Source organism: Corynebacterium glutamicum ATCC 13032, assembly GCF_000011325.1.
Classification (GTDB): domain Bacteria; phylum Actinomycetota; class Actinomycetes; order Mycobacteriales; family Mycobacteriaceae; genus Corynebacterium; species Corynebacterium glutamicum.
Map to the genome: position 1 here is coordinate 51,583 of NC_003450.3, position 18,771 is coordinate 70,353.

The following is an 18,771-nucleotide window of genomic DNA, read 5'->3' on the forward strand; positions in this document are numbered from 1 at the left end:
ACATCCCAGTGTTTGCGGTGGATTTGTAAAGGGGCAGATGCTAGCCGGCGTAAGGATCCCGGATACCGATGTACTGCACGGAGGTGTACTCCTCGATTCCTTCGAGACCACCTTCGCGGCCCATTCCGGATTGTTTTACGCCACCAAAAGGTGCAGCAGCGTTAGAGATGACACCGGAATTGACGCCCACTAGGCCGAACTCGAGACCATCGGAGACGCGGAAAATACGTGAGGTGTCCTGGGTGAACACATAGGAGGCCAGTCCGTATTCGGTGGAGTTGGCTAGACGCAGGGCTTCTTCCTCGGTTTGGAAGGTGACGATCGGTGCGACGGGACCGAAGATCTCTTCGTTCAGGATAGCCGCATCTGTTGAAACTCCCGTGAGCACCGTTGGTTCGTAGAAGTAGCCTGCACCTGTGCCGGCCTTGCCGCCGGTGAGGACGGTGGCACCTTCGGCGACGGCGGCGTCGACAAGCGATGCAACGCTGTCTCGTGCTTTTTCCTCAACCAGGGGGCCCACGGTGACGCCTTCGTCGAGGCCGTTGCCTAGGACTTGCTCTTCAAGGCGGGCAGCGAAGCGACGGCCGAATTCATCGGCGACGGATTCGTGGACTAAGAAACGGTTGGCTGCGGTGCAAGCTTCGCCGATGTTGCGCATTTTGGCACCCATGGCACCTTCGATCGCGAGATCTAGGTCGGCGTCCTCGAAGACAATGAAAGGTGCGTTGCCACCAAGTTCCATGGAGGTGCGCAGAACTTTATCGGCAGCCTTTTTGAGCAGCTGCTGGCCAACTGGGGTGGAGCCGGTGAAGGAGACTTTACGAAGGCGATCGTCTTCCATAATCGGGTTGGAAATCGCAGAGGCGGAAGCACCGGAGACCACATTGAGGACACCTGCTGGAAGACCGGCATCAAGCATGGTCTGAGCAAAATACTGGGAGGTCAGCGGGGTAAGTCGAGCTGGCTTGAGCACCATGACACAACCTGCAGCGATCGCAGGTGCGACCTTGCGGGTAGCCATTGCTAGTGGGAAGTTCCATGGGGTGATCAGGAGGCACGGGCCAACTGGCTTGAGGGCGGTCAGCATCCGCAAGTTGCCTTCTGGTGTGGTTCCGTAACGGCCATACAGACGAACTGCTTCCTCAGAGAACCAGCGCAGGAATTCGTTGCCGTAGGTGACTTCGCCGCGAGCTTCAGCCAAAGGCTTGCCCATTTCCAAGGTCATGAGGGTGGCGAACTCTTCTGCACGTTCTGCTACGAGCTCAAAACCGCGGCGTAAAATATTAGAACGCTCGCGCGCTGGCATCCTAGCCCACTCGGCCTGAACAGCGCATGCAGCATCAAGAGCAGCCAGTGCATCCTCGGAAGTAGCAGACGCGAGCGTTGCGATTGTTTCACCCGTCGCTGGGTTTTCCACATCGAAAGTACCGCCGTCGGATGCTTCCACCCAGGAATCACCAATCAGTAGACCCGTGGGGACTTTGGCAAGTAGTTCGGAGACATTAATAGTCATGATGCGTTATTTTCCTTCACTTTTCGTATCCAGCAGCGTTGAGTTGCTGGACATCGGCACCGACTCGGACAAAGTTGGCGCCGGCGTCGAGGTAGTCCTGTGCTTAGTTCAAATCAAAGGCATTGACACCCACAGGTTTACCAGCATCACGGAAAGTTTGGATGGATTTTTACTCCGGCCACAACGTCTGGCTGGAAGCTCAGCCACGTGCTTTCTGGTCGTGCGCCACGACGAGCACTACCCAGCTGCGGCAAACCTCATTGCTTTCGATAAGGGATGGTCCACCCTCATCGCCCCTCAGCTGGAAGATCCAGAGGCGGAGGAGTTCACCGCCGGATTCCTCACCGAATACCAGGACAATCTGATCACTGCGGGCATGGAGCACCAGGCGCTCGCGAGCGGCTTCCCGGTGGGGCGTCGCTTCAAGTCCGATATTGCTTTACGACGCTGCGATGCGGTGACCACCCACATCGGCCACGAACACTCCGCCGATGGTCACTGGAGGATCTACGTATTCGCTGGCCAAGCCACCCCACAAGATTCCGAGTCTGCACTGAACAAGTGGGCGCAGTGGATGGAGGAAAGCGAAGACTCACCACTCAACCGCTTCACCCCAGAAGCCGGCGACCGCAACGCAGTCTTCGATATCAAGGCTACCTACCAGCAGCATTACCACTCCTTCGACCTGTTCGATGCGCCAGAGGTCTTCTTCCCACGAGTTGGACCATACAAGCTGCAAAACCTCGAAAACGTTTGGACCGCACTGGATTCCCAAGACATCTTTGAGTCCCGTGGCATCAGTCGCGATGGCGCAATTGTTGTCGTTCGCCCAGACCAGTACGTCGCAGCAGTCCTCCCACTCGAAGACACCGCAGCACTGGCTGAGTTCTTCAATGGCAATCTGCTTGAGCCATAAACCCTAAATTCTAGGAACGATTCCCCGGAACCTTGAGTGGTTTCGGGGTTTTGTGCTTTTTCGACAGAATGAGTGAACCTGCGCTTGAACTATACCCCCTGGGGTATTACTGTAGATTCTCAATACCCCGAGGGGTATCTAGTTTTTACGTTGAGAAGGAGAGCTCAGTGCTTATTGAACGCATCTACGACGAAGACCTTGCGCAGGCCAGCTATTTCATTGGCTGCCAAGCCCACAACACCGCAGTCGTGGTTGATCCGCGTCGCGATATTGCCGTCTATCTGGACATGGCCAAGAAAAACGGAATGGAGATTGTTGGAGTTACCGAAACCCATATCCATGCGGACTATTTGTCAGGAACCCGTGAGTTAGCTGCTGCAACTAATGCCACCATGTACGTCTCAGGGGAGGGCGGCGCCGATTGGCAGTATGAATTCGACGCCGAGCGAATATGCGACGGCAGCGAGATTCGCCTGGGAAATCTGGTGCTCACAGCTGTTCACACCCCAGGCCATACCCCGGAACACTTATCGTTCCTGCTGAAGGACGGCGCGTTCGCAGATGAGCCAGGATTCATGCTCACTGGCGATTTCGTTTTCGCGGGTGATCTTGGCCGACCAGATTTGCTCGATGAAGCAGCTGGGGGAGTGGACACTCGTTTTGAGGGGGCTCGCCAAATGTTCAAGAGCTTGAAGGAAAAATTCCTGACATTGCCTGATCACATCCAGATCTTCCCTGGTCATGGTTCCGGTTCCGCGTGTGGCAAAGCCTTGGGTTCGGTTCCTTCAACAACACTTGGATATGAACGTCAATTTGCGTGGTGGGGAAAGTATCTGGAGGCAGATGATGAACAAGGATTCATTGATGAGCTTCTGGAAGGCCAACCTGATGCACCTGCATACTTCGGCAGGATGAAGAGGCAAAATAGGCAAGGGCCCGCAATTATGGGCGCTCGCGAGCTGTTGCCACAGCTGGAAGCTTCTGATCTGCACGACGTCATTGTTGTTGATACCCGCTCAGCCGATGAAGTTCACCAGGGCACTGTAGCTGGTGCAGTGAATATTCCTGCGGGCAATTCGATGGCGAAATTTGGCTCGTGGACCGTTGATCCCGAGAAGGATTCCCGAGCTTTGGTTCTGCTCGCGGCAAGCCAAATTGGTGCCATGGAGATGTGGGACCACATGGTTCGCGTGGGAATCGATAATGTTGCTGGTTTTATCACCAACTTTGATGGGGTGGACCTAGTTGCACCGCAAACTGTGTCCCCAGATCAGCTGGATGAATTGGAATACGATCTACTTCTTGATGTCCGCAACCGCAGTGAAGTCGAAGAAGGCTACATCCCAGGAGCACTCCATATTAATGGTGCATCCGTGCTGTGGAATCTGGAGAAACTGCCACGTGACGGAAAGATCGTGAGCTACTGCAAGAGTGGAACACGCAGCTCAATCGCCGCAAGCACCCTGCGTAATGCTGGTTTTGATGTGGTGGAACTTCAAGGATCCTATGACAACTGGGTCCGGCACAACGCACAATAAACAATAGTAAAAGGAACCCTCACGGATTGTGAGGGTTCCTTTTTTTGGGTTTCGCCGGAGGGAGACGTCGAAAAGCTTATAAAAGCTCCAAGCCGAGCACGAACACGCCCATGACCAGCACGAACACCCCGAACCCTTTGCGGAGCAAAGTCTCAGGCACGCGCCCCGCAAGGCGCGAACCGGCAAGCGAACCGACGATGGCGGCCGCAGTCACCATCAGCACCAGCCCCCAATCCAGCTGCACGCTGGTCAGATACCCGGCAAGCCCCGCAAACGACTTCATCGTGATCACCACCAACGACGTGCCCACAGCCACCGGCATCGACAGCCCGCCGAGCAGCGCCAGCGCCGGCACCACCAAAAAGCCGCCGCCCGCACCAACAAGCCCGGTCACCGCGCCGACCACCAGGCCATCAACAAGGACGCGCCAAAGAGAGCTTTTCGACGCCCCCTTCTTCTGCTTACGCCCCCGCAACATCGCAGTCGACGTGGCGATCATCATGAGCGCAAACGCGATCATCAAAATCGTGCCAGGAATGTAGCCCCCGAGAACGCCACCGCCAAACGCGCCAACCATGCCCGCGGCACCAAACAGCAGGCCAGTCTTCCACCGGACCCGCCCATTTCTTGCGTGACTAATGGCACTGACCAGCGACGTTGTGCCCACAATAAACAGCGAGGCGGCAATAGCTTCACGAGGCTCCAACCCCGCCACATACGTCAGAATTGGAACAGTGAGGATCGAACCACCACCGCCCAACAGTCCTAGCGAAATGCCAATAAAAAGAGATAGAAAAAGAGTGAGGAGCAAAACGGCGGTCATTGGGGACTTCCTACTTAATCGGCAGATTGTTTTGGTACCACGCACTCATTCCGCCAGTCATAGAGTACGCGGTATATCCCGCCTGTTTAAGTGCATTTGCCACCTGTGTACTGCGGTTACCGCTGCGGCACACCACAATGACCGGCCGATTCTGATCTAGCTCTTTGAAGCGAAAGTTGAGCTCACCCATGGGAATATGTACTGCCTCGGGGATTATGCCCTCGGCAATTTCAAAATTTTCGCGCACATCCAGGATCTGATCCAAATTTCGGCGCTTGTTAGTTTCAGTAATGGTGATAGACATTTAGTTCTCCTTAGGGCTTGGAAGCTTGCTCAATGTCTCGGTTTCGGTAGGAACTGGCTTAGTTTTATTCCACGGCAAGGCGGACAGAGCTTTGCCCATGGCACAGGTGTTGGAAACGCCAGAAAATGTCAGACCCGCACCAATAATTCCCGACAGGGTGCGAACTTTTGGTGAAAGGAATTTACCTCCCGCAAGCCCTGCGAGCACCAATGATCCAGCGGCAAAACGCACCTGACGTTCGATATCCCACACCTGGGTTCCGCGGACCACATCACCGTCAGCCTTAGCAAAACTATTGATGCCACCCTCCAAAACAGCCACGGTGGAAATTCCCAAAGGTGCCAGCTTTTGTTGTGCCTGACCTGCTCGAATGCCGGATTGACACACCAAAACAACATGTTCTCCAACACGAGAGGAAATCTCTTCGGAATGCTCAGCAAGTGTAGTTAGAGGCACGTTGTAAGAGCCTTTAATGTGCAAATTTGAAAACTCATGTGCAGTGCGGACGTCAATGACGGTGAGTCCTTCATGCTTATCGATCCACGATTTTAGAGTCTGTGCATCTACGGAAGTAATCGGTTGAGCGGAAGTCATACCTTGTCCTTTTCAATCTCAAAGTGATGGGCGATTCCAAGTGTGCCATATACCCTGGGGGGTATTCAAGATAGGGGTGGGGGTATACTGTGGGATCAACGTTCCAGGGCAACAAAAGGAGAAAAAATGCAACTCAATCCTGATGAGATCACCCCAGTGCTCAACCGACTCAAGCGCGCCCAAGGTCAACTCACCGGAGTAATCCGAATGCTTGATGAAGGCGAAGACTGTAAAGCCGTAGTCACCCAACTTGCCGCAGTCACAAAAGCGCTGGACAGGGCAGGCTTCGCCATCATTGCCACAGGTTTGGAACAGTGCCTCACCAACCCTGATGGCGACATGGACAAAAAGGAACTAGAAAAACTGTTCCTGTCGCTGGCTTAACTATGGCCTAGTTCAGGGCGTTTGGGTGTTTCGGGCGTCAAGGGGCGACTTCACGTGTGCTGACTTCTCATGCTCAACTTCTTATCCTCGGCTTCGCTGGGAAAGCCCGGGTTTACCTAACGAAGTCGGCGACGTGAAGTCGTCCTTTTGATTAGGTGTTTAAGTTCGAGACCTTTAGTTCGATTTCACGGTACCGATTTCGCAAGTTCGATACCTTGGCGCTCAATTTCTTAAGAGCGATTTCGGTCGGTTTTTGGCGTTTTTCCTAGTGGTCTCGAAGGTAAGAAATTGAGGATGCGAAACTGTAAATGCGAAATCGCTGTTGAGAAATCGAACTTTAGGTAACCGGCGGGAGCTGAACCTTTTCAAAACCTCTCAAAACCGGGAGCCCCCGCTCTAACCCCCACTAGGTGCACTGATACCTTTGCACTAATGAGAACTGTTTTTCAATTGGTGCAGGATTTCCACAAGGAAGCTAGGGGAGAGGGGCTTCCAATCAAGTGGGGTCCATCGCGTGGAGAATTTGGCATGCTGGAGTTTCCTGCAGATGTCATTCCCGAGAACATCAAACACATTGCGCAGACAAAGTTCCAGACTGAAGCAACTTCGGTGGAGGATATTCGTCGTGCGATTAACCTGCTGAGTGATCAGGCGGAGCGTGCGGGTGCGTCCTTTAATCCTGGTTTCATTCTTGCGCAGGTGGGCTCCACCATCGTGGAGGTTTATGGCGGTGCTCCGGTTGCTTGGCTGGATGCGGTTGAGCTGTTGATTAGTCCTGATGTGGAGTGGGTTGGGGTTCATGGCTCAAGGAAGCTCGATATTAATGTCAGCGGAGAATTGTCCGGGGTGATTTCTGCTGGTGACAAGTTGGGTGAACTGCTTGGCGATGATTGGACAATCAACATTGTTCACGGCGAGTACAAAATCCAGATCGAAGATGCTCGACCAAGTACTGCATTCCTTGCGGACGCGACTGAACTGATTAATCAGGCAAACTCTGAGATTGTTCCGTTCCATGTTCGGATGCTCAGCAACTCGAAAATTGTGATGTCTGGCTTTAGTGATTATTCACTAGCGGGTGATGCGATTACATCTGCGGGAAAACTGGCTGAATTGGCGAGGCCTTTTGCCCACTGGAAAGAAAACGTCATTCCTACGATAGAAATAGCCATGGACTATGAACCATCACCGGTGGCAGATCTTTGGCAGGGAGATTCTTCGGAGACACCTGAGCCTTTCGACGATTTTGAGCGCTTATTGCGGGAAGAAATGCTTATTCCTGAGATTTAGCTGGTCATAGACCTGCTGTTTTCCTATAAGGGTAGATGGCAGGTAAACAAACTCTTAATTTAATGAGACGTAAGTAGTTGATAGTTAGGGGAAATACTCCCAAATCCTCACAGGAAACGCTCTGAATTCTTTCAAAAAAATGTTTCATGCTTATTGGCATGAGCAATCAAACAGTCAATCAAGCAGTGTCGTCAGGGGTGAAAGCATCCCCGCACAGGTTCAATCGTTTTGAAATCAAATACTTGATTACAGAGCAAGATGTACCTGCACTCCGCGAGCAGTTGGCAACGAGGATGAGCACGGATCCGCTTTCCCCACCCGGAGGCTACCGAGTGGAATCCCTTTACTTCGATTCAGCCGATTTACGGTGCTACACCGAAAAGATCGAGGGTCTGAAATTCCGAAGGAAACTACGGATCCGTACCTACGGTGATGGAGTGCTCACTCCAGAATCCACCGTGTCGGTAGAGATCAAGCAGCGGGTTAACAAAGTAACTCAAAAGCGTCGGCTGGATTTGCCCTTTATATATGCGCTCGCCCTGGGCGATAGCACGGGCGCCGCGGTAGGCGAGCAGGTGGACGTCGAGAAGCTTCTTGAAATCTCTCCGGAAAACCAGCACGCTTTGATTCACGAAATGGCGTCGTTTGCTAAAAATTATCGGCTGCGACCCATCGCCACCACGAAGTATCACCGCGAGGCATTCGTCGGCGCTGATGCGGAGGAAAGTTCGCGAGTCACCATTGACCACGGTGTTTCAGGCCGTGATCGTGATTTTCTGCTTGGCCAAGACCTTGAAGACCGCCCAACGGTGGCGCAAGGATTGGCAGTCGTGGAAATCAAATGCGATGAACGCGTGCCGTTTTGGCTCACTGATATGACTGCTCAACTGGAAATGTCCGTGATTCGGATGTCCAAATACTGCGAAACCATCGAAGCGTTTCACAACCGTCCGGCATCAGCTTTCGGCGCTGTCGACCCCATCTTCTAAACAAGAAAGGCCCCTCCAATGTTGAGCGATCTGAGCTCCATTTTTGACTTCCAAGACCTCTCCGGCACCTTCTCTGTCGTCGACGTTCTCATCACTTTGGTCTTGTCCTTCGTCCTGACCTCCATCGTGGGTGTGGTGTACCAAAAGACCCACCGCCACATCTCCTACAGCCAGTCATTCGTACAAACGTTGGTGCTGGTGGGAATGGTCATTGCAATCATCATGCTGGTGGTCGGCTCCAACATTGCACGTGCATTCGCCCTGGTTGGCGCGCTTTCGGTGATTCGATTCCGCAACGCAGTGAAAGAAACCCGAGATGTGGGCTTCCTTTTCCTTGCCATGGCAATCGGCATGACTTGCGGTACCCGCTTCTACGTTCTGGCGATCGCTGCAACCATCGTTGTCTGTGGCGTTCTGTTCATCATGTACCGCTTCGACTGGTTCAAGGCTGATATCCAGCGCCAGGTCATCAAGGTGCAGGTCCCAGCCGATGGACAAGCTGATTCCGGCAGGTCCTACGCAGAAGAAGTTGAACTGATCCTCGCACAGTACTGCACTTCCTTTGAGATGATGTCCGCTGAATCTGTCCGCGGCGGAGCCCTGACCGAGTTCTCCTACACCGCTCAAATGCGCAAGAACGTGAAGCCACATGAGCTGGTCGCCAAGATGCGCGATGTGAACTACGGCCAAAAAGCGACTGTCCTGACCGGTCACGATCAAACGGATGTATAGAAAATGCCTAGCTTTAAATCTGCTCGATGGAGGATGAACAGACGCCTCTTCCTAGGAACTTCCGCAGCTATCATCGCTGTCGGTGGCGTGCTCGGTGGAGTGCAGGTTGTACCTTATATTTCCTCTGGTGAAATCCAAACGTCAGCATCATCGACTGCCACGATCGATGTCGGTGCAGGCAATGTCGATATTTTTGATACCTCCGTTTCCCATGAAATCAGCCTGCAGGTTTCGCAGGAAAGCCTCGATGAGATGCTCGCGGACTATCAAGAAGACGGTTCCAAAACCTGGGTGAAAGCAACCATCACGATTGATGGCGTGACCATTGAAAACGTCGGCATCCGCCTCAAGGGCAACTCCACGCTGTCCGGGTTGGGTCGAACATCTGAAGAAGGCGGACCTCAGGCACCAGAAGGCGTCGAAGAGTTTACAGATCTCAGTGAAGAGGAAATCGCCCAGTTTGAGGAACAGTTCGCGGCGCAGCAAGAGACTACTGACGCTTCAGAGACCGGTGAAACTGCGGAAAATGAAGAGACTCGCGGCCCCGGCGGTGGCATGGGTGGTGGCGGCATGGGTGGCATGACTTCGGTCGATGCCGACGATGTCAGCACCTGGCCACTTCTGATCAGCTTCGACAAATACGAAGACGGCCGCGTCTACCAAGGCATGACCCAACTGGCACTACGCCCCGGCACCACCGTGGTCAACGAAGCAATGGCGCTGGCCCTGACCGCAGAAACCGGCCAGGTCTCGCAGCAATCCAGCTTCACAACGTTTTCGCTTAACGACGAGCCCTCCACCACTCGACTCCTTTTGAAGCACCCCGATGAAAATTATGCCGACGCGCTCGGCAACGGAGTCCTCTTCAAAGCAGATTCCAACAGTTCCTTCACCTACCAAGGCGAAGACCAAACTGAATACGACGGACAGTTCAAGCAGATCAACGGTGACGGCAACGGAGACATCCAACCGATCATCAACCTGCTGAAATGGCTCGACACCGCAAGCGATGAAGAGTTTGCTGAACACCTCTCTGACTACGTCGATGTGGAAAGCTTTGCTCGCTACGTTGCCACTCAAAACCTGTTGGTAAATTCCGACGACATGGCTGGTCCCGGTAGTAATTACTACCTGTGGTACGACTACGACACCGGCCTGATCAGCGTGATCTCTTGGGATTTGAACCTCGCAATGTCCGGCTCAACTGATGCTGGCCCAGATGATGAAATCTCCATGGGCGGAGGTGGCGGTGGCGGAATGCGTCCTGGTGGAACGACCGACACTGAAATTGAAGGTACTGCGACCGAGGATATGCCTGACATGGGCAATATGCAGCAACGTGAACGCCCTGAAGGAATGCCAGACATGGGTGAGATGCCTGATATGGGTGACCGGGAAGGCGGTGGATCGATGGGAGGAAACCAGCTCAAGGAACGTTTCCTCGCTTCCGATGCATTCACGGAAATCTATGAGCAGGTGTACTGGGAGCTGTATGAAGAAATGTATGGTTCCGGAACTGCCATCGAGTTGTTGGATGAGATTGCAGCGTCAATTCCAGAAACTGATGCGGTGACTGCAGATGAGATCGCTACGGAAGTGGCGTCAATGCGGGAATGGATCACTGCCCGCACAGAAGCGTTGGCTGCTTTGCAAGAGTGATCAAACTAGAAAACCAACAAGCCCTGGAATTTCCGAGGCCTGTTGGTTTTTCGGTTTTTGTCTCACATCCACTTACTGCGTTTGAAGATCCAGTACAAAAGGAGGGTGAATCCGAGCATTGCTAAGAGAGCCAACGGGTAGCCAAACGCCCAGTGAAGTTCTGGCATGATGTCGAAGTTCATGCCGTAGATGGAGGACACGAGGGTTGGGGCGAAGATGATGGCGGCCCATCCGGAGATTTTCTTCATGTCTTCGTTTTGGCGTTGGGCTACAAGGGTGGCGTTGACGTTCAAAATTTGGGATAGGGATTCGCGGTATTCGGAGACGCGGGTGTTGTCGCGGGTGAGGTGGTCGGCGACGTCGTCGAGGTAGGCGCGGAGTTCTTCGGACATGCCACTTCGGATGAAGTCTTTGTTGAGGCGTTGCACCACTTCGGTAACTGAGCTGGTGGTGTGCTGCATGTCGATGATTTCTTGGGACAGGTTGTAAATACGTTCGGCGACGGCGGCGTCGCCGGAGAACACCTGGCGCTCAATCTGTTCCTGGTCGATGGCGATGCCTCTAAGAACGGGGGAGAAGCCGTCGACGATGGCGTCGACAAGCCTATAGGCCACGGCGCGGGGGCCGGACGAGAGTAACTCGGCGTCGGCAAGCAATGTTTTTATGCGCTTATCGATCTCCTCGGGGTTGCTGAAGCTGGCGGCGCTGGTGCCGTCAATCCATTGGTTATCCTGGCACAAAATGGCTATGGCCTGAGGCTTCATGAGGATGTGGAATTCGGAGAAGTCCACCTCTTCGCGGGAGTCGATGTAGCGCGCGGAGCGGATCGCGATAAAAATGATGTCTTCGTAGCGGTCTAGTTTTGGGCGCTGCTGACCAAGGAGCAAGTCTTCTACGATGGTGGGGTGGAGGTCCCAGGCCTCTGCCAATTCCTCGATTGCGGGCTTGGATGGCGCAGGGTACAGCGACATGACCATGCGGTTGGAGGCGCCTTCGGCGAATTTTAAACCGTCAGCAACAGTGGCACCCAGCGGTGGGCGCTTCGGGATGCCGTCGGTGACATAGCGGGTCAGCGGAGAAACCTCTTCAGGTACAGGAGTTGAATTTGCCGAATCAGGAAGGTACCGACGTCTGAGCATATCCCGTCTGCGGATCGCCCCGTTGATGTCGTAATTCTTTGGCATTTTCAACTCCTTCAACAGTTCTGGACAGCAATTTCTACTAAGTCAGTATTGCCGATGAAGTAAGAAATGGCCTATTCGAGAGCTATTCTGACGATCCTTCTAGCTCGGTCAACCTTTCCCGCAGGCCTTCGGGAAGCGAATTAAACCACTTCTCCTCTTCGCCAGGTTCCATGAGGAGACGGCCATATTCCGTCATATTGGAACCAGGAATCTCCGTTATATATACCCATACTTCTTCATTGGGGATCCCAAGAATCAGCGCGATCTCTTGTGTCAGCCGAAGCAGAAGTTCCTCTTTTTGCTTCTCTGTACGCCCCGAACGAATCGTTGCTTGGACCCAAATGTGGTTTTCCGACGCCGACTGCGCCGCAATGAAATAAGAATCAGGCTCCACCTCATTGAAAATCACCTGCACCAAATACTTGGGAGCATGCGCTAATTCATGGTGGGCATCGGTGATTGCCTCAGCGATGCGTTGCTTGGCTTCCCTAGAAATGCGAATTCTTTGCGACCAACAAGTATAAGTAGGCATGTGCGTGAACCTCTTTCATTTTGGAAAACCTGGAAAATTGAGAAGCTATCCCTCATCATAGTTTTAAATCTGGGGCAGAGGCGGGAATTTAAACACCTCTGATACAGCGTTTACTGGCTATAGTGTTGCGCGTGCCAAATCGAGTTCCTGTGTCAACCATTCCGCTGAATCGTCTAGCCGTTATCGCTGCCATCATTGGTGTCGGTACCGGGCTGTTTGTTGCTGCACTGAACTGGTCTGCCATTGGCGTGGAGCGTTTAGTTTATGGCGCTGACCATTTGCATAATTACAATCCGGTGGCCAATGTGTCGCCACTTCGCCTGTCCATCACGGTGATTGTGCTTAGCGTGGTGGCCTCCTGGGCGTGGTTTTTTGTGCACCGCACGGGGCCGAAAGAGGTTTCGATTGTGGGTGCGATCCGGGGCGAGAAGATGCCGATTTTGGAGACCATAGCGTCCGCATTTTTGCAGGTCACCACGGTTGCTGCGGGTGCGCCGGTGGGTGCAGAGAACGCTCCACGTATTGCTGGAGCCTTGGTGGGAGAGCGGTTTAGTCGGTGGTTGCAGCTCGATATTGATGCAAAGCGCATCTTGGTGGCCTCTGCCGCGGGAGCTGGTTTGGGAGCAAGCTTCCACCTTCCCCTAGCAGGCGTGCTGTTTGCCCTTGAGGTCCTACTGGTTGAGGCCTCCACTCGGACCGTGGTTATCGCAATTATCACCACGACCGCCGCCGTTGCCACCACTGGATTTTTCGTGCAAACCCCAGATGTGTTCAGCACTGTCCCGCTGACGGAAAGCCCATGGATGCTGCTTGCCGCGATGGTCACCGGAGTAGTCGCCGGCATGTGCGGGCACTGGTTTTCAGCGGCGGCGCACAAAATGGCGCAGGCCTCGCCCAAGGGTGTGAAGATTTTGTGGCAGATGCCGTTGGGTTTCGTGGTGATCGCTGCGGTGATTTATTTCTTCCCCGAAACCCTGGCGAATCCCCGTTGGCTTGCCGATTCCATGCTCGGCGATGGCCTGATCCTCAGCACCATTTTATTGGTACTTGTTCTGCGCACCGCCATGTTTTTGCTCGCCTTCCGCGTGGGCATGGTCGGCGGTAACCTGATCCCCGCATTCGCACTCGGATCCATGGTCGGTGGGGTAGTGGGTGCTGTATTGGAACCCATCACTAACGTCCCGATCGCCGCTTTTGCGCTGCTTGGCGCCGCCGCATTTTTGTCCACCACCATGGCAGCGCCACTGTTCGGGCTCATCGCCGCAGTGGAATTCACCGACATGGAAGCCCAAGGCTACCTTCCGATTTTCCTCGCAGTAGCCTCCGCGGTCCTCGCCGTGCGCGTGTGGTCTGTCATCGCCAAGCACGAGCTCCGCGCCATCCCGATCACGTACGCGAGCTGGACGGGCGAGCTTAAATAAGCTTGTCGACGCCTCCCTCCACCTTCTATTTAGTAAACGCTTTTCAGACTGTCACAGACTCCTGAGCTTCCAGCGCACGAGCCTTGTCTGCTTTTTGCACCCGCAGCCACACGACAAATCCCCAGCTGACAAACGCACCGTACACCAGGTAAAGCACCGCGGATGGGTAGTAGCCAGCAGTCAAAAGTAGAGGAACGCCAACTATGTCGACGGCGATCCAGATCAGCCAGAACTCTGTCCATCCGCGAGCCATTCCGTAGGTAGCCAGGATTGAGCCGACGAAAATCCACGCGTCGGCCCATGGCCCCCAGGAGCCGAGTGCTTGGAAAATCCAGGCAAAGCTGAGTGTTCCCACAACCGCCGCAATCACAATGCCGGCGCGTTCTTTGGTGCTTGCCCAGCGAGGAACCACTGCTACTGCATTTTCTGGGGTGAGTGCGCGACGTTTTGCGGCCGACCATTGGTACCAGCCATAACCACTGACGATGATGAACATGATCTGGCGACCCGCTTGGCCGTAGAGATCGAGGTTTTGTGGAGTGTGGAAAAGGCCGCCCATAAATACTGTGAACAGCAGCGCGTTGCCTATGATGCCGATGGGCCATGCCCACACGATGCGTCGCATTCCTGCCCACGCGCTAAATAATCCGAAAACGTTGCCGATGATTTCGCGCCACAGAATCGGAACTCCGCCGATCCATAGTGTTGCGTCTAATAATTCGGTTATAGGATTCATGATCTTGTCCCCTTTTCAAAGGATTTAAAAGCATGTAATCCTCGGGGCCTTAATTCCGGGTTCGCCAAAAATCAGCGAAACCACGGTTCTCTTGCATCCGGACTATGACCGTCGGCTCCGGAATTTAACCGGATCTGCTGACCCACAAACCATTGCTAGTTGGTGGCGCTCGCGGGCTCAACTAGTCATATCTGATGATTCGTCTTACCGCCGGTGGGGAATTTCGCCCCGCCCTGAGAACAAAACTCACTATAGCGCTTGACGCGGAAAGTGTGAAGCATATGAACCGTCCTGGTTGAAACTGAACGATTGGTGACCGGCTCATGAAAACTTGACGAGTCCCCGGTATTCGCCAGCGGTGACTACTACCGTGGGCGACAAGCCCACTTAGAGGAGGACTTGTGACAACCACCTATCCAGATTTCCTTGGAAATTCTTCGCTCCAAACAGATACGGAGCACTGGGAAATGGAAGGAGGTGCGCAGGAAGTCTCTGTTACTTATGTTTTGGACACGTCAGTGTTGCTGTCTGATCCGTTGTCGTTGACACGGTTCGCGGAGCACGATGTAGTTCTGCCAATTGTTGTAATTACGGAATTAGAAGCCAAGCGTCATCACCCGGACCTTGGCTTTTTTGCTCGCCAAGCGCTTCGGATGCTGGATGAGCTGCGTGAGATCCATGGGGATTTGTCCAAGCCACTGCCAATTGGCGATGAAGGCGGACACATCCATGTTGAGCTGAATCACCAAAACACGGGGTCCTTGCCCGTGGGATTCCGCCTTGGTGACAATGACACCCGCATCCTTGCAGTGGCCAAGAATCTGCAGGAAGAGGGCCACAATGTGGTTCTGGTGTCGAAGGACCTGCCGATGCGGATTAAGGCGTCGGCAAGCGGAATCGCCGCACAGGAATACCGCGCTGCCCTGGCGCGCGACCGTGGTTACACCGGCATGACCCACGCCAATATCACCGATGACCAGCTCAGCGAGCTCTACGACACCGGCGAGGTGCGCATTGAGGAGCTCGAAAAGCTGCCCGTCAACCACGGCTTCACCCTCAAATCCAACAGCGGTTCGGCGCTTGGTCGTATGAATTCCGACAAGATCATCGAGCTTGTCCCCGGCGACCAGCAGGTATTCGGTATCAGCGGGCGTAGCGCTGAGCAGCGGGTTGCCATTGATTTGCTTAACGACGACGCCGTCGGCATCGTATCCATCGGCGGCCCCGCGGGTACAGGTAAAAGCGCACTCGCACTGTGTGCCGGCCTGGAAGCTGTGATGGAGCGTCGCATTCAGCGCAAGATTATCGTGTTCCGCCCACTCTTTGCCGTTGGCGGACAGGAACTTGGCTACCTGCCTGGCGACCAAGAAGAAAAAATGGGGCCTTGGGCGCAAGCGGTTTTTGACACCCTAAGCTCCATGGTCAGCCAAAACATCATCGATGAAGCCCTCTCCCGCGGCCTCATCGAAGTTCTCCCACTTACTCACATCCGCGGACGCTCACTCCACGATGCTTTCGTCATCGTCGACGAGGCCCAATCCCTAGAACGCAACGTGTTGCTCACCATGCTGTCTCGCATCGGCCAGAATTCCCGAGTAGTTCTCACCCATGACGTAGCGCAGCGCGACAACCTGCGCGTTGGTCGCTACGACGGCATCGTCTCTGTGGTGGAAGCACTCAAGGATCACGAACTGTTTGGCCACATCACGTTGCAGCGTTCCGAACGCTCCCGAATCGCTGAGTTGGTCACCCAAGTTTTGGATGCGCCGTCTCTGTAGTCGCGCAGTCTGTGGCGATTTAAGGGCTTGGGGTCGCTCAATGACCTGTTGCCCTGGTTTGGGAAAGTTAGGGCTTCAGGAGCGATTCTAGGAGGGGTCGATTTTGGGGCCATTGGGGCTGTTGTGAATCCTGGCAGTTTGCAGGGCAAGGATCTACCACGTTTGAGCGGAAACCTCGGATCTGTGGTGGATTCGTGCAAGATTGGCCTCTGAACTTGCAAAAATCCACCACGTTTTGGCTGATCAGAGCGATTTGTGGTGAATCCTCACCATTACTGCTGTCGAAGGTGGGAAAGGTTGAGGAGCGCCAAGACTATCGAGCTCACTAGGGCAGCGCCCGCATATGAACCAATAGCGATGAAGATAAGCCCGACTCCCCAAAGGCCTGTCTCATCAAAGGGGGCCGAGATGGCGGCGAATGCAGCGCCGATGGCAAGTGTGAGGCCAGCCGAAACTCTAGTGATTACCCGCTTCGCAGTTAATCGCTGCCTATAGCCCCAAAAGGTGAGTGCGGCACAAATTAGGACGAAGTTGGTGCAAGCTCCGATAACTTGCATCTGGGAGAACTCATTTGCTCCAGTGAAAACAAGCCACACCGCAGCGAAAATGATGCCAACAATGAAACTGCGGAATCCTAGGCCGTACTCACGATTGCTCATAGTGGGTGATCATATTAGAAAACCCCTCTTCCCCGTGCACAGAACAACACGGGGAGGAGGGGTTTGGCGTCGAAAAGCTATTTTATGCGCTGAGTGGCACGACGCCGATGAAGAGGGCTACGGCGAGCATCGCGATGGACACGATGCAGGCGCGCCACAGAACCTTCTTGTGGTGGTCGCCAAGGTTGACGTTGGCGAGGGAAACCAGCAGGAGGATCGCTGGGACCAGCGGGCTTTGCATGTGAACGGGCTGGCCAGTGATGGATGCGCGGGCCATTTCCACAGGCTCGATGCCGAAGTGGGAAGCACTTTCTGCAAGGACTGGGAGGATGCCGAAGTAAAAGGCGTCGTTGGACATGAAGAACGTCATTGGGATGGACAGCAGGCCGGTGATAACTGCCAGGTGAGGGCCCATTGCGTTCGGAATGACGGTGGTGATCCAGGTAGCCATCGCGTCGACCATGCCGGTGCCGCTGAGGACGCCGACTAGGACGCCTGCGGCGAGAACCATGGAGACAACGCCGACGATGCTGGAAGAGTGCGCCAGCATTTCGGTTGCTTGGTCCTTGACCTTAGGGAAGTTCACTGCAAGTGCCAGTCCGGCGCCAGCCATGAAGACGAAGGCCAGTGGGAAGATATCGGCAACCAGGAGAACCATGACGACCAGGGTCAGGACTGCGTTGAACCAGAACAGCTTCGGTCGAAGTGTTGCGCGGTGTGGATCGAGCAGAGTGTCGGTCATGTTCTCGGTGAGGGTGGAGTCGTCGAGGTTGATGTGCTGCTCGGTTTCAACTTCGCGGTCCTCAACAAGTACGCCACCAGTAGGTCCTGGCTTTGGAGCGTCCTTTGCCTTGCCCAGTCCGCCGAGGCCTGGGAAGCCCTTCTTGTTGGAGCTGGAGCCTGAGCCCGTTCCTGTTTCTGGGGCGTCGAGTCCTGGCCCACCGAAGCGGGAGGAGTCAATCTTGCCCAGGCGCTTGCGCTCGGAGAGACCGAGGAACCATGCGAACAGCAGGCAGATGACAACGCCGGCGATGAGGGAAGGAACCATTGGTACGAAAACATCTGCTGGCTCGAGGCCAAGTGCTGCGGCTGCGCGGACGGTTGGGCCACCCCAAGGAAGGATATTCATGGTGCCGTTGATCAGGCCGGCAGTACAGGTGAGAACCACAGGGCTCATGCCAAGGCGCAGGTAGATGGGCAGCATCGCGGAGGTGGTGATGATGAAGGTGGTGGAGCCGTCGCCGTCGAGGGAGACAACACCTGCAAGTACTGCGGTGCCGATGACGACCTTTGCGGGGTCATCGTGAAGAACGCGGGTGATCACGCGGATCAGGGGGTCGAAGAGTCCGACGTCGATCATGATTCCGAAGAACATAATCGCGAACATCAGGAGTGCCGCGGTAGGCGCCATGTCCTTGATGGCGTCAAGCGCCATGTCACCAAGGCCGAGTCCTGCGCCGGCGATGAGACCGAAGATGGTGGGGACCAACAGCATGGCCACCATTGGGGTGAGTCGACCCAGCATGATCAGGGTCATGAAGGTGAGGATCATGGCGAAGCCAAGGACTACCAGGATGCCATCTGAGGGGGTGTGGCTGAGCGTGTAGTCAGCGGCTAATGCCGTGACTTGTCCTGAAGCCAGGAGAAGTGTTGAGCTGCTCATTGCTGCCCTTTCTGTGTTTCTCGAAACTTTGAGATCCCGAGTGTTCTGTGTTGCTT

At 54.5% G+C, this 18,771-nt stretch carries 18 protein-coding genes and 1 riboswitch; of the genes, 9 read left to right on the top strand and 9 right to left on the bottom strand.

Going from position 1 to position 18,771, the window contains the following annotated elements; genetic code table 11:
- Positions 1-40: 40 nt before the first annotated feature.
- Positions 41-1,513, bottom strand: coding sequence for an NAD-dependent succinate-semialdehyde dehydrogenase (locus CGL_RS00285; protein WP_011013348.1), 1,473 nt, complete (start codon positions 1,511-1,513; stop codon positions 41-43).
- Here CGL_RS00285 and CGL_RS00290 point away from each other — a divergent pair.
- Both CGL_RS00290 and CGL_RS00295 read left to right on the top strand, forming a co-directional pair.
- Complete coding sequence (locus CGL_RS00290) at positions 1,512-2,429, top strand: phenol 2-monooxygenase (RefSeq protein WP_208400605.1); 918 nt, start codon at positions 1,512-1,514, stop codon at positions 2,427-2,429. The two genes, CGL_RS00285 and CGL_RS00290, sit on opposite strands and share 2 nt — an antisense overlap.
- Before the next feature lie 167 nt (positions 2,430-2,596).
- Positions 2,597-3,967, top strand: a complete 1,371-nt coding sequence (locus CGL_RS00295; protein ID WP_011013350.1) for an MBL fold metallo-hydrolase — start codon at positions 2,597-2,599, stop codon at positions 3,965-3,967.
- A gap of 76 nt (positions 3,968-4,043) precedes the next feature.
- Here the strand turns inward: CGL_RS00295 and CGL_RS00300 are convergent, their stop codons facing one another.
- From CGL_RS00300 to CGL_RS00310, 3 genes are read right to left on the bottom strand one after another with little or no spacing between them, the layout of a single operon-like run.
- A complete protein-coding gene (locus CGL_RS00300; protein ID WP_011013351.1) occupies positions 4,044-4,790 on the bottom strand; it encodes a sulfite exporter TauE/SafE family protein in 747 nt (248 codons plus the stop codon).
- A 10-nt stretch (positions 4,791-4,800) separates the two neighbouring features.
- Positions 4,801-5,094, bottom strand: coding sequence for a rhodanese-like domain-containing protein (locus CGL_RS00305; RefSeq protein WP_011013352.1), 294 nt, complete (start codon positions 5,092-5,094; stop codon positions 4,801-4,803).
- Positions 5,095-5,688, bottom strand: a complete 594-nt coding sequence (locus tag CGL_RS00310) for a rhodanese-like domain-containing protein (protein WP_011013353.1) — start codon at positions 5,686-5,688, stop codon at positions 5,095-5,097.
- 126 nt (positions 5,689-5,814) lie between these two features.
- Here CGL_RS00310 and CGL_RS00315 point away from each other — a divergent pair, with 126 nt between their 5' ends.
- The 5 genes from CGL_RS00315 to CGL_RS00335 all read left to right on the top strand — a co-directional run bounded on the left by CGL_RS00315 (position 5,815) and on the right by CGL_RS00335 (position 10,742).
- Positions 5,815-6,072 carry a metal-sensitive transcriptional regulator gene (locus CGL_RS00315; protein ID WP_011013354.1) on the top strand — a complete coding sequence of 86 codons (258 nt, stop codon included), beginning with the start codon at positions 5,815-5,817 and terminating at the stop codon, positions 6,070-6,072.
- 432 nt (positions 6,073-6,504) lie between these two features.
- On the top strand, positions 6,505-7,362 hold the full coding sequence (locus CGL_RS00320) for a hypothetical protein (protein WP_011013355.1): 858 nt from the start codon (positions 6,505-6,507) through the stop codon (positions 7,360-7,362).
- A 146-nt stretch (positions 7,363-7,508) separates the two neighbouring features.
- On the top strand, positions 7,509-8,351 hold the full coding sequence (locus tag CGL_RS00325; protein WP_011013356.1) for a polyphosphate polymerase domain-containing protein: 843 nt from the start codon (positions 7,509-7,511) through the stop codon (positions 8,349-8,351).
- Between the two features lie 18 nt (positions 8,352-8,369).
- Positions 8,370-9,083, top strand: coding sequence for a DUF4956 domain-containing protein (locus tag CGL_RS00330; protein WP_003855408.1), 714 nt, complete (start codon positions 8,370-8,372; stop codon positions 9,081-9,083).
- Positions 9,084-9,116: 33 nt separating this feature from the next.
- Positions 9,117-10,742, top strand: a complete 1,626-nt coding sequence (locus CGL_RS00335) for a CotH kinase family protein (protein ID WP_011265453.1) — start codon at positions 9,117-9,119, stop codon at positions 10,740-10,742.
- A gap of 62 nt (positions 10,743-10,804) precedes the next feature.
- Here the strand turns inward: CGL_RS00335 and CGL_RS00340 are convergent, their stop codons facing one another.
- On the bottom strand, positions 10,805-11,926 hold the full coding sequence (locus tag CGL_RS00340) for a magnesium and cobalt transport protein CorA (protein WP_011013358.1): 1,122 nt from the start codon (positions 11,924-11,926) through the stop codon (positions 10,805-10,807).
- Positions 11,927-12,008: 82 nt separating this feature from the next.
- Positions 12,009-12,458, bottom strand: a complete 450-nt coding sequence (locus CGL_RS00345; RefSeq protein WP_003855411.1) for a tautomerase family protein — start codon at positions 12,456-12,458, stop codon at positions 12,009-12,011.
- A 149-nt stretch (positions 12,459-12,607) separates the two neighbouring features.
- On the opposite strand from CGL_RS00345, the gene CGL_RS00350 reads away from it, so the two are divergent.
- Positions 12,608-13,879: a chloride channel protein gene (locus CGL_RS00350; protein ID WP_172820766.1), complete on the top strand. Its 1,272-nt coding sequence runs from the start codon at positions 12,608-12,610 to the stop codon at positions 13,877-13,879.
- Positions 13,880-13,922: 43 nt separating this feature from the next.
- Here the strand turns inward: CGL_RS00350 and pnuC are convergent, their stop codons facing one another.
- The gene (gene pnuC, locus CGL_RS00355; RefSeq protein ID WP_011013360.1) at positions 13,923-14,615 is read right to left on the bottom strand and encodes a nicotinamide riboside transporter PnuC; all 693 of its coding nucleotides are present in this window, start codon (positions 14,613-14,615) and stop codon (positions 13,923-13,925) included.
- 81 nt (positions 14,616-14,696) lie between these two features.
- Positions 14,697-14,860: riboswitch (FMN riboswitch) on the bottom strand.
- 156 nt (positions 14,861-15,016) lie between these two features.
- Between pnuC and CGL_RS00360 the strand changes: the two genes are divergently transcribed.
- Positions 15,017-16,393 (top strand): PhoH family protein, encoded by a 1,377-nt coding sequence (locus CGL_RS00360; protein WP_011013361.1) that lies wholly within the window; start codon positions 15,017-15,019, stop codon positions 16,391-16,393.
- 272 nt (positions 16,394-16,665) lie between these two features.
- Here CGL_RS00360 and CGL_RS00365 read toward each other — a convergent pair whose 3' ends face one another.
- Together CGL_RS00365 and CGL_RS00370 are read right to left on the bottom strand one after the other, a co-directional pair.
- Entirely contained in the window at positions 16,666-17,052 is a 387-nt protein-coding gene (locus CGL_RS00365; protein WP_011013362.1) for a hypothetical protein, read from the bottom strand.
- 82 nt (positions 17,053-17,134) lie between these two features.
- Entirely contained in the window at positions 17,135-18,715 is a 1,581-nt protein-coding gene (locus CGL_RS00370) for a CitMHS family transporter (protein WP_011265455.1), read from the bottom strand.
- Between the last annotated feature and the right edge of the window lie 56 nt (positions 18,716-18,771).

What these genes read in the sequence shown, in the direction of transcription:
- CGL_RS00290 (WP_208400605.1), top strand. Translation starts at nt 1,512, where the DNA reads ATGATGCGTTATTTTCCTTCACTTTTCGTATCCAGCAGCGTTGAGTTG.
- CGL_RS00285 (WP_011013348.1), bottom strand. Translation starts at nt 1,513, where the DNA reads ATGACTATTAATGTCTCCGAACTACTTGCCAAAGTCCCCACGGGTCTA.
- CGL_RS00300 (WP_011013351.1), bottom strand. Translation starts at nt 4,790, where the DNA reads ATGACCGCCGTTTTGCTCCTCACTCTTTTTCTATCTCTTTTTATTGGC.
- CGL_RS00305 (WP_011013352.1), bottom strand. Translation starts at nt 5,094, where the DNA reads ATGTCTATCACCATTACTGAAACTAACAAGCGCCGAAATTTGGATCAG.
- CGL_RS00310 (WP_011013353.1), bottom strand. Translation starts at nt 5,688, where the DNA reads ATGACTTCCGCTCAACCGATTACTTCCGTAGATGCACAGACTCTAAAA.
- CGL_RS00315 (WP_011013354.1), top strand. Translation starts at nt 5,815, where the DNA reads ATGCAACTCAATCCTGATGAGATCACCCCAGTGCTCAACCGACTCAAG.
- CGL_RS00320 (WP_011013355.1), top strand. Translation starts at nt 6,505, where the DNA reads ATGAGAACTGTTTTTCAATTGGTGCAGGATTTCCACAAGGAAGCTAGG.
- CGL_RS00325 (WP_011013356.1), top strand. Translation starts at nt 7,509, where the DNA reads ATGCTTATTGGCATGAGCAATCAAACAGTCAATCAAGCAGTGTCGTCA.
- CGL_RS00330 (WP_003855408.1), top strand. Translation starts at nt 8,370, where the DNA reads ATGTTGAGCGATCTGAGCTCCATTTTTGACTTCCAAGACCTCTCCGGC.
- CGL_RS00335 (WP_011265453.1), top strand. Translation starts at nt 9,117, where the DNA reads ATGAACAGACGCCTCTTCCTAGGAACTTCCGCAGCTATCATCGCTGTC.
- CGL_RS00340 (WP_011013358.1), bottom strand. Translation starts at nt 11,926, where the DNA reads ATGCCAAAGAATTACGACATCAACGGGGCGATCCGCAGACGGGATATG.
- CGL_RS00345 (WP_003855411.1), bottom strand. Translation starts at nt 12,458, where the DNA reads ATGCCTACTTATACTTGTTGGTCGCAAAGAATTCGCATTTCTAGGGAA.
- pnuC (WP_011013360.1), bottom strand. Translation starts at nt 14,615, where the DNA reads ATGAATCCTATAACCGAATTATTAGACGCAACACTATGGATCGGCGGA.
- CGL_RS00365 (WP_011013362.1), bottom strand. Translation starts at nt 17,052, where the DNA reads ATGAGCAATCGTGAGTACGGCCTAGGATTCCGCAGTTTCATTGTTGGC.
- CGL_RS00370 (WP_011265455.1), bottom strand. Translation starts at nt 18,715, where the DNA reads ATGAGCAGCTCAACACTTCTCCTGGCTTCAGGACAAGTCACGGCATTA.